22 protein-coding genes are annotated in these 21,587 nt (G+C 72.9%); 16 read left to right on the plus strand and 6 right to left on the minus strand.

Features of this window, described 5'->3' with window-relative positions:
- The first annotated feature begins 37 nt into the window (after window positions 1-37).
- The 7 genes from paaK to ACH34R_RS15125 are packed head-to-tail and all read left to right on the plus strand — an operon-like array spanning window position 38 to window position 7,211.
- On the plus strand, window positions 38-1,369 hold the full coding sequence (gene paaK / locus ACH34R_RS15095; protein ID WP_397562038.1) for a phenylacetate--CoA ligase PaaK: 1,332 nt from the start codon (window positions 38-40) through the stop codon (window positions 1,367-1,369).
- A 48-nt stretch (window positions 1,370-1,417) separates the two neighbouring features.
- The gene (locus ACH34R_RS15100; protein WP_397562039.1) at window positions 1,418-2,269 is read left to right on the plus strand and encodes an ABC transporter ATP-binding protein; all 852 of its coding nucleotides are present in this window, start codon (window positions 1,418-1,420) and stop codon (window positions 2,267-2,269) included.
- 5 nt (window positions 2,270-2,274) lie between these two features.
- Complete coding sequence (locus ACH34R_RS15105; protein ID WP_397562040.1) at window positions 2,275-3,195, plus strand: ABC transporter permease; 921 nt, start codon at window positions 2,275-2,277, stop codon at window positions 3,193-3,195.
- Window positions 3,192-4,283, plus strand: a complete 1,092-nt coding sequence (locus ACH34R_RS15110; RefSeq protein ID WP_397562041.1) for an ABC transporter substrate-binding protein — start codon at window positions 3,192-3,194, stop codon at window positions 4,281-4,283. The genes ACH34R_RS15105 and ACH34R_RS15110 overlap by 4 nt, the downstream gene beginning before the upstream one ends.
- 55 nt (window positions 4,284-4,338) lie before the next feature.
- Window positions 4,339-4,977: an NADPH-dependent F420 reductase gene (locus tag ACH34R_RS15115; protein ID WP_397562042.1), complete on the plus strand. Its 639-nt coding sequence runs from the start codon at window positions 4,339-4,341 to the stop codon at window positions 4,975-4,977.
- 12 nt (window positions 4,978-4,989) lie between these two features.
- The gene (gene iaaH, locus ACH34R_RS15120) at window positions 4,990-6,399 is read left to right on the plus strand and encodes an indoleacetamide hydrolase (protein ID WP_397562043.1); all 1,410 of its coding nucleotides are present in this window, start codon (window positions 4,990-4,992) and stop codon (window positions 6,397-6,399) included.
- A gap of 20 nt (window positions 6,400-6,419) precedes the next feature.
- Entirely contained in the window at window positions 6,420-7,211 is a 792-nt protein-coding gene (locus tag ACH34R_RS15125; protein WP_397562044.1) for an enoyl-CoA hydratase-related protein, read from the plus strand.
- Window positions 7,212-7,257: 46 nt separating this feature from the next.
- On the opposite strand, the gene ACH34R_RS15130 is transcribed toward ACH34R_RS15125, so the two are convergent.
- A complete protein-coding gene (locus tag ACH34R_RS15130; RefSeq protein ID WP_397562045.1) occupies window positions 7,258-7,869 on the minus strand; it encodes a TetR/AcrR family transcriptional regulator in 612 nt (203 codons plus the stop codon).
- An 82-nt stretch (window positions 7,870-7,951) separates the two neighbouring features.
- Between ACH34R_RS15130 and ACH34R_RS15135 the strand changes: the two genes are divergently transcribed.
- Entirely contained in the window at window positions 7,952-8,689 is a 738-nt protein-coding gene (locus ACH34R_RS15135; RefSeq protein WP_397562046.1) for an enoyl-CoA hydratase/isomerase family protein, read from the plus strand.
- On the plus strand, window positions 8,686-9,534 hold the full coding sequence (locus tag ACH34R_RS15140) for a 3-hydroxyacyl-CoA dehydrogenase family protein (protein ID WP_397562047.1): 849 nt from the start codon (window positions 8,686-8,688) through the stop codon (window positions 9,532-9,534). Before ACH34R_RS15135 ends, ACH34R_RS15140 begins: the two co-directional genes overlap by 4 nt.
- Here ACH34R_RS15140 and ACH34R_RS15145 read toward each other — a convergent pair.
- Window positions 9,519-10,319 carry an enoyl-CoA hydratase/isomerase family protein gene (locus ACH34R_RS15145; protein ID WP_397562048.1) on the minus strand — a complete coding sequence of 267 codons (801 nt, stop codon included), beginning with the start codon at window positions 10,317-10,319 and terminating at the stop codon, window positions 9,519-9,521. The two genes, ACH34R_RS15140 and ACH34R_RS15145, sit on opposite strands and share 16 nt — an antisense overlap.
- A 55-nt stretch (window positions 10,320-10,374) precedes the next feature.
- Here ACH34R_RS15145 and paaZ point away from each other — a divergent pair, with 55 nt between their 5' ends.
- Genes paaZ through paaE form a run of 6 tightly spaced genes read left to right on the plus strand, consistent with a single transcriptional unit; the run spans window position 10,375 to window position 15,899 of the window.
- The gene (gene paaZ, locus ACH34R_RS15150; RefSeq protein ID WP_397562049.1) at window positions 10,375-12,408 is read left to right on the plus strand and encodes a phenylacetic acid degradation bifunctional protein PaaZ; all 2,034 of its coding nucleotides are present in this window, start codon (window positions 10,375-10,377) and stop codon (window positions 12,406-12,408) included.
- The gene (paaA, locus tag ACH34R_RS15155) at window positions 12,405-13,322 is read left to right on the plus strand and encodes a 1,2-phenylacetyl-CoA epoxidase subunit PaaA (RefSeq protein ID WP_397562050.1); all 918 of its coding nucleotides are present in this window, start codon (window positions 12,405-12,407) and stop codon (window positions 13,320-13,322) included. Before paaZ ends, paaA begins: the two co-directional genes overlap by 4 nt.
- Entirely contained in the window at window positions 13,319-13,597 is a 279-nt protein-coding gene (paaB, locus tag ACH34R_RS15160; RefSeq protein ID WP_397562051.1) for a 1,2-phenylacetyl-CoA epoxidase subunit PaaB, read from the plus strand. The genes paaA and paaB overlap by 4 nt, the downstream gene beginning before the upstream one ends.
- Entirely contained in the window at window positions 13,578-14,369 is a 792-nt protein-coding gene (gene paaC, locus ACH34R_RS15165) for a 1,2-phenylacetyl-CoA epoxidase subunit PaaC (RefSeq protein ID WP_397562052.1), read from the plus strand. Before paaB ends, paaC begins: the two co-directional genes overlap by 20 nt.
- Window positions 14,363-14,842 (plus strand): 1,2-phenylacetyl-CoA epoxidase subunit PaaD, encoded by a 480-nt coding sequence (paaD, locus tag ACH34R_RS15170; RefSeq protein WP_397562053.1) that lies wholly within the window; start codon window positions 14,363-14,365, stop codon window positions 14,840-14,842. The genes paaC and paaD overlap by 7 nt, the downstream gene beginning before the upstream one ends.
- A gap of 4 nt (window positions 14,843-14,846) precedes the next feature.
- Window positions 14,847-15,899 carry a 1,2-phenylacetyl-CoA epoxidase subunit PaaE gene (paaE, locus tag ACH34R_RS15175; protein ID WP_397562054.1) on the plus strand — a complete coding sequence of 351 codons (1,053 nt, stop codon included), beginning with the start codon at window positions 14,847-14,849 and terminating at the stop codon, window positions 15,897-15,899.
- A 36-nt stretch (window positions 15,900-15,935) separates the two neighbouring features.
- Here paaE and ACH34R_RS15180 read toward each other — a convergent pair whose 3' ends face one another.
- The 3 genes from ACH34R_RS15180 to pdhA are packed head-to-tail and all read right to left on the minus strand — an operon-like array spanning window position 15,936 to window position 19,335.
- Window positions 15,936-17,213, minus strand: a complete 1,278-nt coding sequence (locus ACH34R_RS15180) for a dihydrolipoamide acetyltransferase family protein (protein ID WP_397562055.1) — start codon at window positions 17,211-17,213, stop codon at window positions 15,936-15,938.
- Window positions 17,210-18,211, minus strand: a complete 1,002-nt coding sequence (locus ACH34R_RS15185; RefSeq protein WP_397562452.1) for an alpha-ketoacid dehydrogenase subunit beta — start codon at window positions 18,209-18,211, stop codon at window positions 17,210-17,212. Before ACH34R_RS15185 ends, ACH34R_RS15180 begins: the two co-directional genes overlap by 4 nt.
- 5 nt (window positions 18,212-18,216) lie before the next feature.
- Window positions 18,217-19,335, minus strand: coding sequence for a pyruvate dehydrogenase (acetyl-transferring) E1 component subunit alpha (gene pdhA / locus ACH34R_RS15190; RefSeq protein ID WP_397562056.1), 1,119 nt, complete (start codon window positions 19,333-19,335; stop codon window positions 18,217-18,219).
- 108 nt (window positions 19,336-19,443) lie between these two features.
- Between pdhA and ACH34R_RS15195 the strand changes: the two genes are divergently transcribed.
- Window positions 19,444-19,974, plus strand: a complete 531-nt coding sequence (locus ACH34R_RS15195; RefSeq protein ID WP_397562057.1) for an Lrp/AsnC family transcriptional regulator — start codon at window positions 19,444-19,446, stop codon at window positions 19,972-19,974.
- Between the two features lie 10 nt (window positions 19,975-19,984).
- On the opposite strand, the gene ACH34R_RS15200 is transcribed toward ACH34R_RS15195, so the two are convergent.
- Window positions 19,985-21,475 (minus strand): aldehyde dehydrogenase family protein, encoded by a 1,491-nt coding sequence (locus ACH34R_RS15200; protein WP_397562058.1) that lies wholly within the window; start codon window positions 21,473-21,475, stop codon window positions 19,985-19,987.
- Window positions 21,476-21,587: the final 112 nt, after the last annotated feature.

Here is a 21,587-nt window from a genome sequence, read left to right on the forward strand (position 1 = left end):
CCGATGCCCGATCCCCCTCGGGCGGGAAGGCGCCCCCATGACCTCGTCCACCTCCGCAGGGAACCTTGAGCCGATAGAGACGGCGACCATCGGCGAGCTGCGCGATCTGCAGCTCAGGCGGCTGCGCCGCTCGGTACGGCACGCCTACGACAACGTGCCCCACTACCGCAGGGCCCTGGACGAGGCGGGCGTGGCCCCCGGCGACATCAGGGCCCTGCCCGACCTCGCGAGGCTCCCCTTCACCACCAAGGACGACCTGCGGGCGGCCGATTATCCGTACGGTATGTTCGCCGTCCCGCCGGAGCGGCTGGCCCGCGTCCACGCCTCATCGGGCACGACCGGGCGGCCGACCATCGTCGGATACACCCGGGAGGACCTGGACACCTGGGCCACCGTGGTCGCCCGGAGCATCCGCGCGGCGGGCGGCCGGCCGGGCGACCGCCTGCACAACGCCTACGGCTACGGCCTGTTCACCGGCGGTCTCGGGCTGCACGCCGGGGCGGAGAAACTGGGCTGCACGGTGATCCCGGTCTCCGGCGGGATGACCGAACGGCAGGTCCGCCTGATCCAGGACCTGCGGCCGGACATCATCTCGGTCACCCCGTCCTACATGCTCGCGCTGATCGAGGAGATGGAACGCCAGGGCGTGGACCCGCGTACGACGTCCCTGCGCATCGGGATCTTCGGCGCCGAACCGTGGACGAACGAGATGCGGCGGGAGATCGAGGAGCGGACCGGCATCGACGCGGTCGACATCTACGGGCTCTCGGAGATCATCGGGCCGGGCGTGGCGCAGGAGTGCGTCGAGACCAAGGACGGCCTGCACGTCTGGGAGGACCACTTCTACCCCGAGATCGTCGACCCGGAGACCGGCGAGGTGCTGCCGGACGGAGAGGAAGGCGAACTGGTGTTCACCTCGCTGACCAAACAGGCCATGCCGGTGCTCCGGTACCGCACCCGCGACCGTACCCGGCTGCTCCCGGGCACCGCCCGGCCGATGCGCAGGATCGAGCGCATCTCCGGCCGCACCGACGACATGATCATCCTGCGCGGGGTGAACCTGTTCCCCACGCAGATCGAGGAACTGCTGCTCACGACGGCGGACCTGGCCCCGCACTTCCAGTGCGTGCTGACCCGCGAGGGCGCGCTCGACGCGCTGACCGTGCGGGTGGAACGGCGGCCCGCCGCGACCGCCCGCGACGCGGTGGGCGCCGCCGCCGACCTGCGCAAGTCGATCAAGAACGTGATCGGCGTCAGCGTCGCGGTCGAGGTGGTCGCGCCCGGCGAGATCGAGCGGTCGGCCGGGAAGATGCGGCGCGTCCTCGATGAACGGCCGCCCCGCACGGGCCCGGCCGAGCCCGGTAGATAGACCCACGCCACCGAGAGAGCGATCGGCCCGCGGCGAACGGTCGTTCCGTTGGCCTCACCCGAGGAGGCGCACATCAACACCACACCCGCAAACCCGAAGGCGGCGAGCGCCGCCGTGACCACCGGCGAGGTGTCCGGGGGCGCCGCCGTACGGCTGCGCGCGGTCGGCAAGAGGTTCGACAGCGGGGTCGAGGCGGTGAAGGACCTGAGCCTCACCGTTGCGCCCGGGGAGTTCGTCTCGATCGTCGGCTCCAGCGGCTGCGGGAAGTCGACCCTGCTCCGGATCATCGCCGGGCTGGTCCCCAGCACCAGCGGCTCGGTCGAGGTGGACGGCGAGCCGGTCACCGCGCCCCGCAGGGACGTGGGCATGATGTTCCAGCGCCCCGCCCTGCTGGCCTGGAAGACCTCCCTGGAGAACGTCCTGCTCCCGGTCGGCCTGCACCGCCGGGTACGCGAGGACGATCTGCGCGAGGCCATGCGGCTGCTCGGCCTGTTCCACCTCCAGGGCTTCGAGCACCGTTTTCCGCAGCAGTTGTCCGGGGGCATGCAGCAGCGCGTGGCCCTGGCCCGGCTGCTGATGACCGGAGCGCACGTCCGCCTGCTCGACGAGCCGTTCGGCGCGCTCGACGAGTTGACCCGGGAGAGCCTGAACCTCCAGCTCGCGCGGCTCCACGAGCGCTCGGCCTCGGCCACCGTCTTCATCACCCACAACATCTCCGAAGCCGTCCTGCTCTCCGACCGGGTCATCGTGATGACCGCGCGGCCCGGGACGATCGCGGCCGACGTGGCGATCCCGCTGCCCCGGCCCCGCTCACTGGCGACGGCGCACACGGCCGAGTTCCAGGAACTCGCCCTGACCGTGCGCGCCGGCCTCGAACCTCCCTGCGGCGAAGGGGGTTGATCGGAATGTTCCGGCGACTCACATCCGCGGCGCGGTCCCGCCCGGCCGCGAACGGCATGCCGACGTCGGGCCGCGGCCGGGTGGCCGCCCCGGTCGCCCTGTTCGTGGTCATCGTGGTCCTCTGGGACCTCGCCAACACCCAGGGCTGGATCAGCGACCTGATCCTGCCCAGGCCCGGCGAGGTCGTGGCCTCGATCTACGAACACCTCGCCGAGGGCCTGATCTGGCCGCACTTCGGGGCCACCCTCTTCGAGACGCTGGCGGGGTTCGCGCTGGCCGCGGTGCTCGGGACCGGCCTCGCCATCGCGGCCGGGTCGTCCAGGCCGCTCCGCCAGATGATCTATCCGTACGCGGTCACCCTGCAAGTTCTCCCGATGCTGTCGATCGCGCCGATCCTGATCTCGGCCTTCGGCTTCGGGTACACCTCCAAGATCGTCATCGCCGGGCTGATCGCCTTCTTCCCGATCTTCGTGAACGCGCTCACCGGCCTGCTGACCCCCGACCCTGACGCCGAAGAGCTGTTCCGGTCCCTGCGCGTCGGCAGGAAGCGGACCTTCACCGCCCTGCTGCTGCCCACCGCCGCACCGATGATCTTCGCGGGGCTGCGGATCGGGCTGACCCTTGCGCTGGCGGGCGCGGTCGTCGCGGAGATCGTGTCCTCGCAGGAGGGGCTCGGCTTCCTCGTCCAGCGCTACAGCGCCCAGTTGAACCAGGACGACGCCTTCGCCGTCGTCCTCATCCTCACCGGGATGGGCCTGCTGCTGTACGGGGCCATCAACCGGGCCGACCACACGGTCGTCTTCTGGCGGCACGCCGCCGGCCTGCCCGCCATGACCAGGCGCAGGGAGAAGCGCGTCCTGCGCCGGCTCGCGGCGCCCCCCGGGTCCCCCACGTATCCGGCGGCCCAGAAGAAGAGGCTCCCATGAAAAGATCGCGGCCCCGCCGTGCCCGCCTGCTCGCCCCGCTGCTGGCGCTCGCCCTGGCCGCCTGCGGCTCCTCCGGTGGCGGCACCGGCGGCGCGGACGGCGCGGCCGACGGCACGCTCACGCTCGCCACCCCGGCGCCGAACTCGCTGTTCACCTTCAACGAGGTCCTGGCCCGCAAGCTCGGGTTCTTCGAGGAGGAAGGGCTCAAGGTCGAACTCGCGCCGGTGGCCGACAACATCCCGATCGCCGCCCTGGTGCAGAACGGCAAGGCCGACATCGGCCTGGTCGCGGCCACGGACGCGATCTCGGCCGCACTCCGCACGGACGACCTGCGCCTGCCGTACGACGAGCGGACCGGCGGCAACGGCTTCCTGATCGGCCTCGTCGTCCCGGAGAAGAGCGGGATCAGGAGCGTCGCCGACCTCAAGGGCAAGAACGTCGGCCTGGCCTCACCCGACCAGGACCGGGCCTACCTCACCGCCGCGCTGAAGAAGGCCGGCATGACCATCGGCGACGTCACCACGACGATGGTCGGGCCGGGCAGTCCCTCGGTGGCGCAGACACTCCAGTCCGGGCGGATCGCGGCCTACGCCGGGACGCTCACCGACTTCTTCGCCTTCGACGAGGCGGGCCTGCCGGTGCGGGACATCACCCCGCAGGGACTCGGCGGGCTGCCCGTCGGCGGCTACATCGTGCGCGCCCGGTCGCTGAGCGATGGCGACACTCTGGTCCGGTTCTTCCGGGCGCTGGCCAGGGGCACCTACGCCGGTATCGAGCGCCCGAAGGTGGCCGAGGCGGCGCTGCGGCAGGTGGCCCCCGAGCAGTGGAGCGAGCCGGAGCAGTCCCGGGCGCTGCTCGAAGCCCTGGCTAAGACCCTCGTCCCCTTCGACGGGAAGTCCTTCGGCGAGGTCAAGGCCGATCGCTGGGGAGAGGCCCAGCGGCTGCTGCTGGAGGCCAAGGTGATCGAGCGTCCCGTCGATCTGAACGCGTTCCTGAAGCGGGACCTCCTCCAGCAGATCAACTCCTTCGACCGCGAGGCCACGCTGGCCAAGGCCGACCAGTGGCTGTCCCGGAACGGAACCGGCTGACCCGCCGGTCCCCCCACGAACCCCCACCACCCCCACTCACCATGAGGAGCACACAATGACGAACATCGCCGTTCTCGGTTCCGGGCGCGTCGGCGGCACCCTGGCCGCCAAGTTCGCCGAGGCCGGGCATGAGGTCGCCATCGGCAGCAGGAACCCCACCGAGGTCTCCGCCGCCTGGGAGGGCAGGCCGGTGACGGTCACGACCCCGGCCGACGCCGTGCGGGCGGCCTCGGTGGTCGTCAACGCCACGCCCGGCGACTCGTCCGTGGACCGGCTGCGCGCGCTGGGCGATGAGCTGTCCGGGAAGATCCTGATCGACGTGGCCAACGCCACCGAGCGGGGGCCGGGCGGCATGCCGGGCCCGCTGACCTACCCCAACAGCAGCCTGGCCGAGCACCTGCAGGCCGCGCTGCCGGACACCAAGGTCGTCAAGGCCCTCAGCACCATGCTCTTCCCGGTCATGACCGACCCGCACCGGCTCAAGGAGGCCCCCCGGGCGTTCCTGTCCGGCGATGACGACGACGCCAAGGCGGAGGTCACCGGGCTGCTGGGCGACCTCGGGTGGCCCGCCGAGTGGATCGAGGACCTGGGGGACGTCACCACCGCGAGGGGTCCGGAGGCGGGCATGTTGCTCGCCACGGCGATCATGCGGCGTCGCGGCATGGTCCCGTTCGCGCTCACCATCGCACTGTAGGCGGGTGATCCGATGGGAACCGAGCCGCACTGGCTGTCCGCGGTCGAGGCCGTGCGCCTGCTGCGCGACGGTGATCTGAAGCTGGAAGACTATGTGGAGGCCCTGATCGAGCGGACCGCCCGATTGGCGGCGCTCAACACCTACGTCACGCACGACCCCGCGCTCATCCGGCGGTCCGTGCGCGAGGCCAGGCCCCGGCCCGGCCCCCTGTACGGCCTGCCGTTCGCGCTCAAGGACGCGATCGACACCGCGGACCTGCCCACCACGGCGACCACGCCCGCGCTGCGCGAGTGGCGGCCCCGCAGCAACGCGCCGATCGCGCAGCGGCTGCTGGACGCGGGCGGCACGCTGATGGGCAAGCAGACCCTCGGCGAGCTGTCGTTCGGGATCACCGGCAACAGCCCCGCGTTCGGCGCGGTGGGCAACCCCTACGCCCCCGGCCACCTGCCGGGCGGCAGCAGCGGCGGCACCGCGGCGGGGGTGGCCGCCGGGCTGGTCCCCGCCGGGATCGGGGCCGACACGGGCGGGTCCTGCCGCATCCCGGCCGCGCTGTGCGGCTGCGTCGGCTTCCGGCCCTCGCACGGACGCTATGACCGGCGCGGCATGATCCCGATCTCCTCCAGCCGGGACACCGCGGGGCCGATCGCCCGCTCGGTGGCGGACGTCCGGCTGATCGACGCGATCTGCGCCCCCGCGGGCGACGACCCGACCGTGACCGCCGACCTCCGTGGCCTGCGGCTGGGCGTTCCCGCCGGGCACTTCTACGAGGACCTGGACCCGGACGTCGCGGCGGTGACCGAACGCGCGCTCGCCGGCCTGGCCGCGCGCGGCGCGGTGCTGGTCGAGCGGGACATCCCGGACGTACGGCGGCTCAACGAGCTGGTGAGCTTCGCCGTGGTGCTGTACGAGGTGGGCCGGGAGCTGTCGGCCTACCTCTACCAGCACTCCGCGCCCATCTCGCTGCGCGACCTGGTGGCCCAGGTCGCCACCGACACGGTACGCGAGACGCTGGAGTCCATCCTGGACGAGGACCAGATCTCCGCCGCCGACTACCGGGAGGCGCTCACCGTCCACCGTCCGGCGCTGCGCGCGGCCTACGGCGCCTACTTCGCCGACCACGACGTGAGCGCCGTCGTGGTACCGACGACCCCGCTGCCGGCGCGCCCGCACCGGCCGGCGGGGGAGGACCGCACGGTGGAGCTCAACGGCGCGAGCGTGGACACCTTCTTCACCTACATCAGGAACACCGACCCGCCGAGCAACGCGGGGCTGCCATGCCTGTCGGTCCCGTCGGGACTGTCCGCCGACGGCCTGCCGATCGGCCTTGAGCTGGTCGGCCCCGCCCGTTCCGACGGCCGGCTGCTGGCCATCGGCGAGGCGGTCGAGCGGGCGCTGCCGCCGCTGCCCCGCCCGGCCCTATGAGCGAGGAGTCACACCCACAGATGAACCCGACCGAGCAGGAAACGGTCCGCTACGAGCGGCGGGACGGGCTGGCGCTGATCCGGCTGGACCGGCCGGACGCCGCCAACGCCATAGACCCGCCCACGCTCCAGGCCCTGGGCGAGTGCTACCACCGGGCCGACAACGACGAGGCGGTCGTGGTCGTCGTGCTGCACGCGGCAGGCCCCGACTTCTCCGTCGGCCTGGACCCGGTGAGCTTCCTGCCCACCCTCCAGGCCCGGACCTACAGCCCCGACGGCCCGGGCAGGATCAACCCGTTCGGCACGACGACGCGGCTGTCCAAACCCCTGGTCGCCGCCGTGCAGGGACGCGTCGGCGCGATGGCGCACGAGCTGATGCTCGCCGCCGACATCCGCGTCGCCGCGTCGGACACCAGCTTCAGCCAGGGGGAGGTGAGCCGGGGGACCACGCCCGCGGGAGGCGGCGGCCTGCGCATGCCGCTGGAGGTGGGCTGGGGCAACGCGATGCGCTGGATCCTCACCGGCGAGCCGTGGGACGCCGCCGAGGCGCTACGGCTCGGCCTGGTCCAGGAGGTCGTCGAGCCGGGGCGGCAGCTCGCCAGGGCCGTGGCGCTCGCCGAGACGATCGCCGCGCACCCGCCGCTGGCGCTGCGCGAGACGCTGCGGGTGGGCCGCCTGGCCTTGGAGGGCCACGCGCACCAGGTCTTCGCCGAACTGGTGCCCGCCCTCTACCGGTTGCTCGGCACCCAGGACTTCGCCGAGCGGCTGGCCGCGCTGCGCGAGGGGCGCGACCCGGTGTACGTGGGCAGGTGACCGCAGGCCGTGCGTGGCGGGGCGGGCGGCCCGCCACGCCGGGTGCTCAGCGCCGGAAGCCGTCGAAGGCCATCGTGCGGATGGCCTCGGCCAGCTCGGCCGCGCTGGTCGCCTCGTTCGGCCGGTACCACTCCACCACGGAGTTGACCATGCCGAACAGCAGCCGGCCGGCGATCGCGGGATCGACGTCGGGGCGGATGTCGCCGTCGGCCTTGGCCTCGGCGACCAGCCCGGCCACCAGCCGGTCGAACTGCCGCCGCCGGTCGAGCGCGCGTTGCTCCACCTCGGTGTTGCCCCGGACCCTGAGCAGCAGGGTGACGTACGGCAGCCGCTCGACCAGCACCGTGACGCTGGCCCGGATGAGCTGTGCGAGGCGGTCGATCGCGGGGACCTCGGCGGCGGTCGCGTCGGCCGCCGCCGCGAAGAGCCCGTCGAGAGCGCGGTTGACGCCCAGCTCCAGCAGCTCGTCCTTGCTGGAGACGTGGTGGTAGATGGCGGCCTTGCTGATGCCGAGCTTCTTGGACAGGTCGTCCATGCTCGTGCCGTCATAGCCGCGCTCGTTGAAGACCTGGACCGCCACCTGGAGCAGGCTCTCCCTGTTGTAGCCCGGGCGTCCCCGCCGTGGCCGGCTTCGGTCCAACGTCGTCACCTTGTTCATTATGGGGCATGTCCGGATCCAGCTAACCAACCGAACGTACGGTAAGTATATGGTGGGCCCAGGTCGCAAGGATGGAGCACGCATGAGCCACCGGACGCTACTGGTCGAAGAACGGGACGACCGGGTCGTCGTCACGCTGAACAGACCTGAGGCGCGTAACGCCATCGACGCCGCGATGGTCGACGAACTGCACACGCTGTGCGGCGAGCTGGAGCGGCGTCCCCGCCTGCTGCTGCTGACCGGGGCGGGTGGAGTGTTCGCGGCCGGCGCGGACATCCGGGAACTGCTGGAGCGCGGCCGGGAGGAGGCGCTGGCGGGCATCAACAGCAGGCTGTTCGACCGGATCGCCCGGCTCCCGATGCCCACCGTGGCCGCGGTGGACGGCTACGCGCTCGGCGGCGGCGCCGAACTGGCCTACGCCTGCGACATCAGGCTGGCGAGCGAGTCGGCGGTGTTCGGCAACCCCGAGCCGGGCCTCGGCATCCTCGCCGCGGCGGGGGCGTGCTGGCGGCTGGCGGAGCTGGCCGGCCGGTCGGTCGCCAAACAGGTGCTGCTCGGCGGCAGGCGGCTGGACGCCGCCGCGGCGCACGGGTCCGGGCTGGTCGCCGAGGTCGTACCGGCCGACCGGCTGCTGGAGCGCGCGCACGCGCTGCTGGACCGGATGGCGTCCTCCTCCCCGGTGGCGCTGCGGCTGACCAAGCTGGTGCTGGACGCCCGCGGCCCGCACCCGGTGGCCGACGACCTGGCCCAGGCCGTGCTCTTCGAGGGGCAGGACAAGGCGGAACGCATGCGGGCCTTCCTGGACAGGAGGTCGTCATGACGGGGATCCCGGCCGAGGTCGGGGTGATCGGCGGCGGGCGGATGGGCGCGGGCATCGCCCAGTGTTTCGCGGCGCTCGGTTCCCGGGTGGTCGTGGCGGAGCCGGTCGCCGCAGAGGCCGCCGCCGAGCGGATCGCCGAAGGCGTGCGGACCGCCGCGGGCAAGGGCAGGCTGGCCGAGGACGCGGTGGTGGTGCTCGGCCGGGTGCGCGTGGTCACCGCCGTGGCCGAACTGCCCGCCACGGCGGAACTCGTCGTGGAGGCGGTGCCCGAGCAGGCCGCCCTGAAGGCGGAGGTGCTGGCCGCGGCCGAACGGGTCGTGACCGAGGACACCGTGATCGCCAGCAACACCAGCTCGCTGTCGATCGGCGAGCTGGCCGCCGTGCTCCGCCGCCCCGGGCGCTTCCTCGGCATGCACTTCTTCAACCCGGTCCCCGCCTCCCGCCTGGTGGAGGTGGTGATGGGCGCCGCCACCGAGGAGCGGACCCGGGACCGGGCGCTGGGCTGGGTGCGCGCGCTGGGCAAGTCCGAGGTGGTGGTGGCGGACTCCCCGGGATTCGCCACCAGCCGGCTCGGCGTGCTGCTCGGCCTGGAGGCCATCAGGATGCTCGAAGAGGGCGTGGCCGACGCCGAGTCCATCGACCGGGCGATGGAACTCGGCTACCGGCACCCGATGGGGCCGCTGCGCTCAACCGACCTGGTCGGCCTCGACGTTCGCCTGGCCATCGCCGAGTACCTGCACCGCACGCTGGGCGAGCGGTTCGCGCCGCCGCGACTGCTGCGCGACAAGGTGGCCCGCGGCGAGCTGGGCCGCAAGACCGGCCGGGGCTTTCACGACTGGAGCTGATCGGCGCGGCCGGTGAACACCGGCCGGCGCTTGTCCAGGAAGGCCCGCACGGCGTCGCGATGGTCGGTGGTCCGCCCCAGCCGGGCCTGGGCCGCCGCCTCCCGCTCAAGGATCTCCGGCAGCGGCGGGGTGGCGGCGGCGGCCATGGCCCGCTTGGCCTCGGCGAAGGCCAGGGTCGGCCCGGCGGCCAGCCGAGCCGCCAGTTCCGCCGCCGCGGCGGTCAGCTCGCCCGCCGGTACGACGCGGGTCACCAGGCCCCACTCCGCGGCCTGCCCGGCGGTGAACGGCTCGCCGAGCAGCACCAGTTCGGCCGCGCGGGCCGTGCCCACCGCCCGGACCAGGCTCGCCGACAGCCCGGAGTCACAGGTCAGGCCGATGCCGGTGAAGGCGGTGGCGAACCGTGCCCCCTCCGCCGCGATCCGCAGGTCGCACGCCAGGGCGATGCTGAGCCCCGCCCCCGCGCAGGAGCCGTTCACCGCGGCGATCACCGGCTTGGGCATCGTGGCCAGCGCCTGGACGATGGGGTGATAGTGCTCGCGCAGCGTGTCGAAGGCGTGCTCCGGATCGGCGTCCAGCGCGGCGGCGTGCTCGGCCAGGTCCTGGCCCACGCAGAAGGCCCTTCCCGTGCCGGTGAGGACCACCGCCCGCACCTCGGGGTCGCGCCCCAGCGTGTCGGCGGCGTCGCGCAGTTCGTCCTTCAGCGGGGCGGTGAGCGCGGGACGGGTCAGCGTGACCGTGGCCACCGGCCCCTCGGTGGAGACCGCGATGAGGCTTCCATCTGTCATGTGGCTACGTTACATTACTAACTGAACGTCCGGTAGGTTAATCAAGGAGGCCACGTTGACCGCACTGCGTAGCTTCGTGTCAGGCCGATGGCACGTCCCGCCGGATGAGGGACGCCCGGTTCTGGACGCGGTGACCGGGGAGGAGGTGGCCCGGATCTCCGCCACCGGCGTGGACCGGGCGGCGGCGCTCGCGTACGGGCGCTCGACCGGCGGCCCCGCGCTGCGCGAGCTGACCTTCCACCAGCGCGCCCTGCTGCTCAAGCAGCTCGCCCTGTACCTGCGCGAGCACCGCAAGGAGCTGTACACGCTGTCGGCGCGCACCGGCGCGACCCTCGCCGACTCCCGCATCGACGTGGACGGCGGCATCGGCGTGCTGCTCTCCTACGGCAGCAAGGGCCGCCGCGAGCTGCCCAACGACACCGTGCTGGTCGAAGGCGAGGTGGAGCCGCTGGGCAAGGGCGGCACCTTCGTCGGCCGGCACCTGTGCACGCCGCTGCCGGGCGTCGCGGTGCAGATCAACGCCTTCAACTTCCCGATGTGGGGGCCGCTGGAGAAGCTCGCGCCCGCCTTCCTGGCCGGGATGCCGAGCCTGATCAAGCCCGCCACCCCGACGGCGTACCTCACCCACAAGCTGGTCGAGCTGATCGTTGCGTCCGGTCTGCTGCCCGAGGGGACCGTGCAACTGCTCTGCGGCGAGGCGGGCGACCTGCTCGACCACCTCACCGAGCAGGACGTCGTGGGGTTCACCGGCTCGGCCGCCACGGCGGCCCGGCTGCGCCACCACCCCACGGTCGCGGCCCGTTCGGTGCGTTTCAACGCCGAGGCCGACTCGCTGAACTGCTCCGTGCTCGGCCCCGACGCCCGGCCCGGCACGCCGGAGTTCGACCTGTACGTCCAGCAGCTCGTCACCGAGATGACCGCCAAGGCCGGGCAGAAGTGCACCGCGATCCGCCGCGCCATCGTCCCGGCCGGCCTGCTCGCCGCGGTGGCCGAGGCCACCGCGGAACGCCTGGCCGCCGTGAAGATCGGAAACCCGGCCGGCGACGGGGTCACCATGGGCCCGCTGGCCGCCCGCGAGCAGCGCGACGAGGTCCGCCGCGCGGTCAAGGCCCTGATGGGCGCGGCCGACACGATCTACGGCGACCCCGGCCGGGTGGCGGTGATCGACGCCGACGCCGAGCGGGGGGCGTTCCTGTCGCCGATCCTGCTGCGGGCGGACGACCCCGGGCGCGGCGAGGTCCACGAGGTGGAGGCGTTCGGACCGGTCGCCACGCTGATCCCGTACAACTCGACGCGGGAGGCGGTCGAACTGGCGGCGCGCGGCCGGGGCAGCCTGGTCGGCTCGGTCGTGACCGCCGACACCGGCTTCGCCCGCGAGGTGGTGTTCGGGGTCGCGCCCTGGCACGGCCGCATCCTGGTGCTCAACGCCGAGGACGCCGCGGAGTCCACCGGTCACGGCTCGCCGCTGCCGATGCTCGTGCACGGCGGTCCCGGCAGGGCCGGGGGCGGCGAGGAACTGGGCGGCATCCGGGGCGTGCTGCACCACATGCAGCGCACGGCGGTGCAGGCCGGACCGGCCATGATGAGCGCCCTCACCGGGCGGTGGACCCAGGGCGCGCCGCGCGCCGAGGGCGTCCACCCCTTCCGCAAGCACCTCGGCGAACTCCGGGTGGGCGACTCGGTGACCGCGGGCCCGCGCACCGTGACGCTCGCGGACGTCGAGCACTTCGCGGAGTTCACCGGCGACACCTTCTACGCGCACATGAACCAGGAGGCCGCCGCCGCCAACCCGTTCTTCGAGGGCCGGGTGGCGCACGGCTACCTGATCGTCTCGCTGGCCGCGGGCCTGTTCGTGGACCCCGACCCCGGTCCGGTGCTGGCCAACTACGGCCTGGAGAACCTGCGCTTCCTGACGCCCGTCTACCCCGGCGACGACCTGAGCGTGACCCTGACCGCCAAGCAGATCACCCCCCGCGAGGACGCCGACTACGGCGAGGTGCGCTGGGACACCCGGGTGACCAACCAGGACGGGGCCGTGGTGGCCGCCTACGACGTGCTCACCATGGTCGGAAAGGAGGGGACGGAATGACCGACTTCGACGCGATCATCGCCCGCGACCAGCGGATCGAGCCCCGTGACCGGATGCCGGACGCCTACCGCACCACGATGGTCCGGCAGATCGCCCAGCACGCCCACTCCGAGATCATCGGCATGCAGCCGGAGGGCCGCTGGATCACCCGGGCCCCCTCGCTGCGGCGCAAGGCGATCCTGCTGGCCAAGGTCCAGGACGAGGCCGGCCACGGCCTGTACCTGTACGCGGCGGCCGAGACCCTCGGCGCGGACCGGGCCGACCTCACCGCCAAGCTGATCTCCGGCGCGCAGAAGTACTCCTCCATCTTCAACTACCCGTCCCTGACCTTCGCCGACGTCGGGGTGATCGGCTGGCTGGTGGACGGGGCGGCGATCTGCAACCAGGTGCCGCTGTGCCGTACCTCCTACGGCCCCTACGCGCGGGCGATGATCCGCATCTGCAAGGAGGAGTCCTTCCACCAGCGGCAGGGCTATGAGCTGCTGATGACGATGATGCGCGGCACCCCGGCGCAGCGCGAGATGGTCCAGGACGCGGTGGACCGGTGGTGGTGGCCGTCGCTGATGATGTTCGGCCCGCCGGACGCCGAGTCGCCCAACACCGCCCGGTCGATGGCCTGGAAGATCAAGCGGCACTCCAACGACGAGCTGCGGCAGCGGTTCGTGGACATGAGCGTGCCGCAGGCCGGCGCCCTCGGGATCCGGCTGCCCGACCCGGAGCTGCGCTGGAACGAAGAGCGCGGGCACTACGACTTCGGCGAGGTGGACTGGGAGGAGTTCCGCCGCGTGATCGCCGGCGACGGGCCGTGCAACGCCGAGCGGATCGCCGTACGGCGATCCGCGCACGAGGAGGGCGCCTGGGTGCGCGAGGCGGCCTCGGCGCACGCCGCCAAGCAGGTAGGGCGGGCGGCATGAGCTGGCCGCTGTGGGAGGTGTTCGTCCGCGCCAGGCGCGGCCTGAACCACGTGCACGCCGGCTCGCTGCGCGCCGCCGACGAGGCCATGGCCCTGCACAACGCGCGCGACCTCTACACCCGCAGGGGCGAGGGCGTGAGCATCTGGGTGGTGCGCAGCGAGCACATCACCGCCTCCAGCCCAGAGGAGCGCGACCCGTTCTTCGCCCCGAACGCCGACAAGATCTACCGTCACCCCACGTTCTACGAGATCCCCGATGACGTCCCTCACATCTGAGTCCACAGAGCCCGTCGAGTCCGCGGACCTGGCGGCGTACTGCCTGATGCTCGGCGACGACGCGCTGATCATGTCGCACCGCCTTCAGGAGTGGTGCGCCCGCGCCCCGGAGATCGAAGAAGAGGTCGCGCTCGCCAACATCGCGCTCGACCTGCTCGGCCAGGCCCGCCTGCTGCTCACCATGGCGGGCGAGGCCGAAGGGGCCGGGCGGGACGAGGACCGGCTGGCGTTCTTCCGGGAGGCCGCGGAGTTCCGCAACGTGCGGTTCACCGAGACGACCGGCGACTTCGCGGTGGCCATGACCGGGCTGCTGGTGTTCGCCACCTGGCGGCTGACCGTGTTCGGCGGGCTGACCCGCTCGCGGGACGCCGGCCTGGCGGCCGTGGCCAAGAAGGCCGTCAAGGAACTGGCCTACCACCGCGACCATGCCGCGCAGTGGGTCGTCAGGCTCGGCGACGGCACCGACGTCTCCCACCGGCGCGCCCAGCTCGCCTGGGACTCCATCCTGGACGGCGCCGCCGAACTGCTGCACGCCCACCCCGTCGAACTCCGGATGGCGGTCGCCGGGATCGGCGTCGACCCGGCCACCGCGCGCCCCGAACTGGAACAGGTGCTGGCCCAGGTCGCCGCGGCGGCCACGCTGCGCCATCGGCCGCTGCCCGAGCCGCCGCGCGGTGGCACCGGCCGGTACGGCGAGCACTCGGCCGCCATGCCCGCGCTGCTCGGCGAGCTGCAGAGCGTGGCCCGTGCCCACCCGGAGGCGACATGGTGACCGCCAGGCAGGCCGCGGAGACCGTGATGGACCCCGAACTGCCCGTGCTGACCCTGGCCGAGCTGGGCGTGCTGCGCGACGTGCGCGAGACGGACGGCGTGGTGGTGGTGTCCATCACGCCCACCTACACCGGCTGCCCCGCGATCGAGGCGATGCGGGAGGACCTGCGCGCCCGGCTGCGCGAGGAGGGCTACCCCAGGGTCGAGGTGCGCACGGTACTGGACCCGCCGTGGACCACCGACTGGATCTCCGCGGCGGGCCGGGAGAAGCTGCACGCGGCCGGGATAGCGCCCCCCGGCGCGGCCCGCCGCCCGGGGGCGGTCGAGCTGGGGCCGATCAGGCGGGTGGTGCGCTGCCCGCGCTGCGACTCGGCCGACACCATCGAGCTGTCGCCGTTCGGCTCCACCGCCTGCAAGGCGCTGCACCGCTGCCGCCGCTGTCTCGAACCGTTCGAACGCGTCAAGGAGATCTGAAGCCGTGAGCCGCTTTCACCCGCTGCCCGTCCAGGAGGTCGAGCGGTTGTGCGACGACGCCGTCGCGATCACCTTCGACGTCCCCGCGGCAGCGTCCGGGGCGTTCGCCTTCGCGCCCGGGCAGTTCCTGACTCTGCGGCGGCTGGTCGAAGGCCGGGAGGAACGCCGCTCCTACTCGATCTGCGCCCCCGGCGGGGAGGCCCTGCGGATCGGGGTGCGCGAGGTGCCCTCCGGCCTGTTCTCCTCCTGGCTGGTCCACGAGGTCCGCCCCGGCGACGTGATCGAGGCACTGCCGCCTTCCGGGAACTTCACCCCGCCCCTGGACCGGCCGCAGCACCACGTCCTGATCGCCGCCGGGTCCGGCATCACGCCGATCATGTCCATCGCCGGGGCCGTCCTGCGCGACCCCGGCGCGCGAGTCTCCCTGCTGTACGCCAACCGCCGCGGCCAGACGGTGATGTTCGCCGACGAGCTGGCCGACCTGAAGGACGCCCACCTGGACCGGTTCGACGTGGCGCACGTGCTGTCGCGGGAGCCGAGGGAGGCCGGGCTCGGCGGCAGGCTCGACCACGCCGCCCTGGCGGGTCTGCTGCCCAGGCTGTACCCGGTGGCCGAGGTGGGGCACTGGTGGCTGTGCGGGCCGCTGGACCTGGTCATGGAGACCCGCCGGGTGCTCGCCGATCTCGGCGTGCCGCGCGAGCGCGTCCACCAGGAGCTGTTCTACGTCGAGGACGAGGCCCCCGCCCCGCGGCGGCACGACGAGCCGGCCGAGGAGGCGCAGGGCAGCGAGGTGACGATCGTGCTGGACGGCCGGGCCACCACGCTGCGCGCCACGCGCGAGACCCGGCTGCTGGACGCCGCGCGGCGGGTCCGTCCCGACGCGCCGTACGCGTGCCGCAGCGGCGTCTGCGGCACCTGCCGGGCCCGGCTGGTCAGCGGCGAGGTGGACATGCGGCGCAACTTCGCGCTGGAACCCGAAGAGCTGGCCGCCGGATTCGTCCTCACCTGCCAGGCCGTCCCGGCCTCCGACGAGCTGACCCTGGACTACGACGGCTGACCCCGCAGGGTACGGCGGCGCGCGCCGCCGTACCCGTCACAGGTGGGTGACCAGTACCTCGGGCCGCTCCACGCAGTCGGCGACGAACCGCAGGAAGCCTCCCGCGACGGCGCCGTCGCAGACCCGGTGGTCGAAGGTGAGCGAGAGCTGCGCCACCTTGCGCAGGCGGACCTCGCCCTCGAACGCCCATGGTTTGTCGGCGATCCGGCCGACGCCCAGCATGGCCGCCTCGGGGTGGTTGATGATCGGAGTGGAGCCGTCCACCCCGAACACCCCGTAGTTGTTGAGCGTGAACGTGCCCCCGGTGAGGTCGGCCGGCGCGAGCCGCGCCTCGCGCGCCCGGTCGGTGCGCTCGCGCAGCGCGGCGGCGAGTTCGGCGAGCGTCAGCCGGTGGGCGTCGCGGACGACCGGCACCACCAGGCCCCGGTCGGTCTGCGCGGCGAACCCCAGGTGGACCCGCGACATCCGGACGATCTCCTGCCGCTCGGTGTCCACCGTGGCGTTCAGCTCGGGGAAGCGGCGCAGCCCGGCCAGGCAGATCCGGGCGAACAGGGCCAGCATGCCGACCCGCGCGTCGGGGTCGGCGCGCTTGATGTCGTCCTTCAGCCGCACCAGGGGGGTGGCGTCCACCTCGACCCAGGTGGTCGCGTCCGGGATCTCCCGGCGGCTGCGGGACATCTTGTCGGCGATCGTCCGCCGTATCCCGGTCAGGGGCACGCGTACCACGTCGGTGTCGTCCTGCCGGGGGGCCTGCCCGGCGGCGATGGCCGCCTCGACGTCCTGGCGCAGCACCACGCCGCCCGGGCCGCTCGCGGGGAGCGCGCCGACGTCGACGCCGCCCTCCTTGGCCAGCCGGCGCACCACGGGCGAGATCACCCGGGGGGCCTCGCCGCGCGCCCGCGCCACGGCGGGCTCTGGGGTGGTCACTGGGGCGGTCTCTGTGGGCGGCGCCTTGCGGGCCGCGCGCCTGCGCGACCGCCTGCCCTCCTTCGTGCCGTACCCGACCAGCACATTGCCGGAACCGGCCCGCTCCTCCTCGCGGTACCGGGCCGCCGCCGGGTCCGGCCCCTCGCCGGGCCCGCTCACCGCGATGAGCGGCGAGCCCACCGCCACGACCTTGCCCACCTCGGCGTACAGCTCGGCCACGGTGCCCGCGAGCGGGACCGGGACGTCCACCGCGGCCTTGGCCGTCTCCACCTCCACCACGATCTGGTCGATCGCCACGGTGTCGCCGACCGACACCTTCCACTCCAGGATCTCGGCCTCGGTGAGGCCCTCGCCCAGGTCGGGCAGCCGGAAGACCGTCGCGCTCACGCCGCGCCGCCCAGGGCCAGGAACCGCGTGTCGGGCAGGTCGTCGCGCTGGAGCCGGTCGAGGGTGTCCAGAATGCGATCGACGCTCGGCAGGTGGTGGTGTTCCAGCATGGGAGGCGGATAGGGCACGTCGAAGCCGGTGACCCGCAGCACCGGGGCGGCCAGGCTGTGGAAACAGCGCTCCTGCACCCGGGCGGCGATCTCCGCGCCGACGCCCGCGAAGCCCGCGGCCTCGCCCACCACCACGCAACGGCCCGTACGGCGGACCGACGCGGTGACGGTCGCGTCGTCGAACGGCACGATCGTGCGCAGGTCGATCACCTCCAGGTCCCAGCCCTCCTGGGCGGCGGCCTCGGCGGTCTCCAGGGCGACGGGGACGCTCGGGCCGTACGCGATGAGCGTGGCGTCACTCCCGGCCCGCCGGACGGCGGCGCGCCCGAACGGCTCGGTCCGCGTGAGCCGCCCGATGTCCGCCTTGGACCAGTACAGCTTCTTGGGTTCCATGAAGACGACCGGGTCGGGATCGTCGATCGCCTCGCGCAGCAGCGAGTACGCGTCCTGGACGGTCGCGGGCGTGACGACCTTCAGGCCGGGCGTGTGCGCGTAGTACGCCTCACTGGAGTCGCAGTGGTGCTCCACGCCGCCGATCCCGCCCCCGTAGGGGATGCGGATGACCAGCGGCAGCCCGACCCGCCCGCGCGTGCGGTTGCGGGTCTTGGCCACGTGCGAGGCGATCTGCTCGAAGGCCGGATAGGCGAACGCGTCGAACTGCATCTCCACCACGGGCCGGAAGCCGCCCATGGCCATGCCGACGGCGAACCCCACGATCCCCGACTCGGCGAGCGGCGTGTCGAAACAGCGGTCCTCGCCGTACTTCGCGGTCAGCCCGTCGGTGATGCGGAACACCCCGCCGAGCGCGCCGACGTCCTCGCCGAAGACCACGACCTGCTCGTCTTCGGCCATGGCCTCGCCGAGGGCCGCGTTGAGCGCCTGGGCCATTGTGATCACGTCAGTGCCTCCTCGGCCTCTTCGGCGGCCCGCTCGGCCGAAAGTTCGGCCCGCAGGACCTCGCGCTGCTCGGTGAGCTGCGGGGTCGGTGCGCTGTAGACATGGTCGAACAGCCCGAGCGGGGCGAGTTCGGGATCGGCGTTCATCCGCGCCCGCAGGCCGGCGGCCAGTTCCTCCGCCTCGGCGGACCACGCGTCGGCGTCGGCGTCGGTGAGGTGACCGCGCCGCCGCAGGTACCGGCCCAGGCGGGCGATCGGGTCGCGCCGCCGCCACTTCTCGGCCTCGTCGTCGGTGCGGTAGCGGGAGGCGTCGTCGGCGTTGGTGTGCGATTCCAGCCGGTAGGTGTGCGCCTCCACCAGGTAGGGCCCCTGCCCGGCGCGGGCGTGCTCGACGGCCGAGGTGAGCACGGCGAGCACCGCGACCGGGTCGTTGCCGTCCACCCGCTCGGACGGCACGCCGTACCCGATGCCCTTGTACGCCAGCGACGGGGCGGCGGTCTGGCGCTCCAGCGGCACCGAGATGGCGTAGTGGTTGTTCTGCACCAGGAAGACCACCGGCGCCTTGAACACCGCCGCGAAGTTGAGCGCCTCGTGGAAGTCGCCCTCGCTGGTCGCGCCGTCGCCCACGCAGACCAGCGCGACGCGCCCGGTGCCCTTGCGCCGCTCAGCGTACGCGAGCCCGGCCGCGTGCACGGACTGGGTGGCCAGCGGGGTGCACTGCGGGGCCACGTGATGGCGCACCGGGTCGTACCCGCAGTGCGCGTCGCCGCGGAGCAGGGACAGCACCTCCACCGGGTCGATGCCCCGGGTCACCAGCGCGACCGACTCCCGGTAGGTGGGGAAGAACCAGTCGCCTTCGGAAAGGACGAGGACCGAGCCGACCTGGCACGCCTCCTGCCCGTGGCTGGACGGATATACCGCCAGCCGTCCCTGCTTGGTCAGCGCGGTCGCCTGCGCGTCGAACCGGCGGCCGACGACCATCGCCCGATACGCCCGGCGCAGCAGCCCGGGATCGGGGAGCGGGTGCCGATGACGGCCTTTGGCCACGGCCCCCTCGTCGGTCAGGAACCGTACCGGTTCCGCCGAGGGAAGCAGGGCTTGCGCTGGACCCGTCATGTGACTTCACCTCCGCACTACATCAGTGTTAGGAATATGAAGCAGTTCGGCCATAAGTCTCAACACTCGGCCGAAAGCAAGGACATATGGCCGTCGAGCGGAGCTTTCATGGACCAGTTGCACACCCCAGGCCCACCTGCCCCGGTTCCGGCAGGACGAACTGCGGCCGTCCTGGACGACATCGACAGGGCGATCATCCGCGAGTTGCAGACCGACGGCCGGCTGTCCATCCGCGCGCTCGCCGAACGGGTCAACGTGTCGCGTTCCAACGCCTACGCGCGGCTGGAGCGCCTGCTCGGCGAGGGCGTGATCACCGGGTTCACGGCCAGGGTGGACCCGGTCCGCGCGGGGCTCGGCACCGGGGCGTACGTGCTGGTCACCATCGACCAGCACGCCTGGCGGGCGGTCCTGACCCGGCTGCGCGAGGTCCCGCACATCGAGCACCTGGCCTTCGTCGGCGGTGACTTCGACCTGGTCATGCTGGTCCGCACGCCGGACAACGCCTCACTGCGCGATGTCGTGCTGGCCCGCATCCACGCGGTGCGGGGGGTCCGCTCCACCAGGACCTGGCTGATCTTCGACGACGGTTATCCCACCGAGTCCAGGCGCTGGGTCTCCGGCATGACCGGGAGCCGCTGACCCGGATGTACTAGAAGGGGAACGCGCGGTCCTGGTCGCGCACGGTGACCCACTGGAGTTCACAGAACTCCTCGGCGGCGAACCCCAGCCCGAACCGCCCCCACCCGCTGTCCTTGACCCCGCCGAACGGCATGTGCGGCTCGTCGTTGACCGGCTGGTCGTTCACGTGGACGATGCCGACGTCCAGCATCGTGGCCAGGGCCAGGCCGCGGCGCTGGTCGCCGGTGATGACCGAGGCCGCCAGCCCGAAGTCGGAGCCGTTGGCGCGGGCGACGGCCTGCTCGGCGGAGTCCGCCACCTCCACGATCACCACCGGCCCGAAGGTCTCGCCCTGCGCGATCTCCGCCTCGTCCGGCACGTCGGTGAGCACGGTGGCCGGATAGCACGGCGGCGCGGGCACGCCGCCCGCCACCACGCGGGCGCCGAGTCCTTCGGCCTCCCTGACCCGCCGGTCGAGCAGGGCGAGCGCCCATTCGTTGATCACCGGCCCGACGACAGTCTTCGGGTCCGCGGGGTCTCCGGCGGGCAGCGCCGCCGCCCTCGCCCCGAACCTTTCGATGAACTCGGCGGCGAGCGGGCGCTCGACGTAGATCCGCCGCGCGCACATGCACACCTGCCCCTGGTGGACGAACGCCCCGTACACGGCGGCGTCCACGGCGTAGCCGAGATCGGCGTCCGCGGTGACGATCAGCGGGTTCTGCCCGCTGAGCTGGAGCACCAGCCGTTTGAGGTGCCTGCCGGCCTTCTCGGCCAGCCGCCTTCCGGTCGGCGTCGAGCCGGTGAAGTTGATCCGCTTGACCAGGGGACTCGCCAGCAGGGTGTCGGCGATGCGGCTCGCCTCGCCGGGAGCGTGCGTGACGACGTTGAGCACCCCCGCGGGCAGCCCGGCCTCCGTCAGTATCCGCGCCCACAGCCCGCCTCCGGTGTAGGGCGACTCCTCCGAGGGCTTGAGCACCACGGTGTTGCCGAGGGCGAGCGGCCCGACGATCGCCCGCCCGGAAAGGACGAGCGAGGCGTTCCACGGCACGATCGCGGCCACCACGCCGACGGGCCGCCGCACCGCCATGGCCTGGGTGCCCGCGATGTCGGAGGGCAGCACCTCGCCGATCGGCCGGTACGTGAGCTGCGCGGCCTGGCGCAGCAGCCGGACCGCGAAGTCGGTCTGGACGGCGGCGAAGTGCCGGCCGCAGCCGGTCTCGGCGGCCAGGTCGGCGAGCACTTCGGCCTGGCGCGACTCCAGCAGGTCGGCCGCGCGCAGGAAGACCCGCTGGCGCGCCGCGGGCAGCGCCCGCGACCAGTCGCGAAACGCCTGGTGCGCCGCGGCGACGGCCAGGTTCGCGTCGTCTCCGTCGCCCGCGGCGACCTCGCCCAGCACCGCGCCGGACCACGGCGAGCGGTTCGCATAGCGGCGGCCGGAACCGGCGGGCGTCCATTCGCCGCCGATGAAGTGTCCGGCGCGCGGCTTGACCCCGCCGCCCCAGGTGGGCTCCGCCTCGGCCATCGGGTCGGGTCTCCTCGCTCGGGTCGTCGTCTCGTACGGCTGTGTCGGCCAGCAGCGTTCACGCGATCGGCACGGCAGTCAAAAGCGTTTGAATATCTGAAACCAACAGACC

It is taken from the genome of Spongiactinospora sp. 9N601 (assembly GCF_044326295.1).
In the GTDB taxonomy this organism is placed as follows: Bacteria; Actinomycetota; Actinomycetes; order Streptosporangiales; family Streptosporangiaceae; genus Spongiactinospora; species Spongiactinospora gelatinilytica.

What these genes read in the sequence shown, in the direction of transcription:
- paaA (WP_397562050.1), top strand. Translation starts at nt 12,405, where the DNA reads ATGACCGACTTCGACGCGATCATCGCCCGCGACCAGCGGATCGAGCCC.
- paaK (WP_397562038.1), top strand. Translation starts at nt 38, where the DNA reads ATGACCTCGTCCACCTCCGCAGGGAACCTTGAGCCGATAGAGACGGCG.
- ACH34R_RS15145 (WP_397562048.1), bottom strand. Translation starts at nt 10,319, where the DNA reads ATGACAGATGGAAGCCTCATCGCGGTCTCCACCGAGGGGCCGGTGGCC.
- ACH34R_RS15125 (WP_397562044.1), top strand. Translation starts at nt 6,420, where the DNA reads ATGAACCCGACCGAGCAGGAAACGGTCCGCTACGAGCGGCGGGACGGG.
- paaC (WP_397562052.1), top strand. Translation starts at nt 13,578, where the DNA reads ATGACGTCCCTCACATCTGAGTCCACAGAGCCCGTCGAGTCCGCGGAC.
- ACH34R_RS15110 (WP_397562041.1), top strand. Translation starts at nt 3,192, where the DNA reads ATGAAAAGATCGCGGCCCCGCCGTGCCCGCCTGCTCGCCCCGCTGCTG.
- pdhA (WP_397562056.1), bottom strand. Translation starts at nt 19,335, where the DNA reads ATGACGGGTCCAGCGCAAGCCCTGCTTCCCTCGGCGGAACCGGTACGG.
- ACH34R_RS15195 (WP_397562057.1), top strand. Translation starts at nt 19,444, where the DNA reads ATGGACCAGTTGCACACCCCAGGCCCACCTGCCCCGGTTCCGGCAGGA.
- ACH34R_RS15130 (WP_397562045.1), bottom strand. Translation starts at nt 7,869, where the DNA reads ATGAACAAGGTGACGACGTTGGACCGAAGCCGGCCACGGCGGGGACGC.
- ACH34R_RS15115 (WP_397562042.1), top strand. Translation starts at nt 4,339, where the DNA reads ATGACGAACATCGCCGTTCTCGGTTCCGGGCGCGTCGGCGGCACCCTG.
- paaB (WP_397562051.1), top strand. Translation starts at nt 13,319, where the DNA reads ATGAGCTGGCCGCTGTGGGAGGTGTTCGTCCGCGCCAGGCGCGGCCTG.
- ACH34R_RS15135 (WP_397562046.1), top strand. Translation starts at nt 7,952, where the DNA reads ATGAGCCACCGGACGCTACTGGTCGAAGAACGGGACGACCGGGTCGTC.
- iaaH (WP_397562043.1), top strand. Translation starts at nt 4,990, where the DNA reads ATGGGAACCGAGCCGCACTGGCTGTCCGCGGTCGAGGCCGTGCGCCTG.
- ACH34R_RS15140 (WP_397562047.1), top strand. Translation starts at nt 8,686, where the DNA reads ATGACGGGGATCCCGGCCGAGGTCGGGGTGATCGGCGGCGGGCGGATG.
- ACH34R_RS15185 (WP_397562452.1), bottom strand. Translation starts at nt 18,211, where the DNA reads ATGGCCCAGGCGCTCAACGCGGCCCTCGGCGAGGCCATGGCCGAAGAC.
- paaD (WP_397562053.1), top strand. Translation starts at nt 14,363, where the DNA reads ATGGTGACCGCCAGGCAGGCCGCGGAGACCGTGATGGACCCCGAACTG.
- ACH34R_RS15200 (WP_397562058.1), bottom strand. Translation starts at nt 21,475, where the DNA reads ATGGCCGAGGCGGAGCCCACCTGGGGCGGCGGGGTCAAGCCGCGCGCC.
- ACH34R_RS15105 (WP_397562040.1), top strand. Translation starts at nt 2,275, where the DNA reads ATGTTCCGGCGACTCACATCCGCGGCGCGGTCCCGCCCGGCCGCGAAC.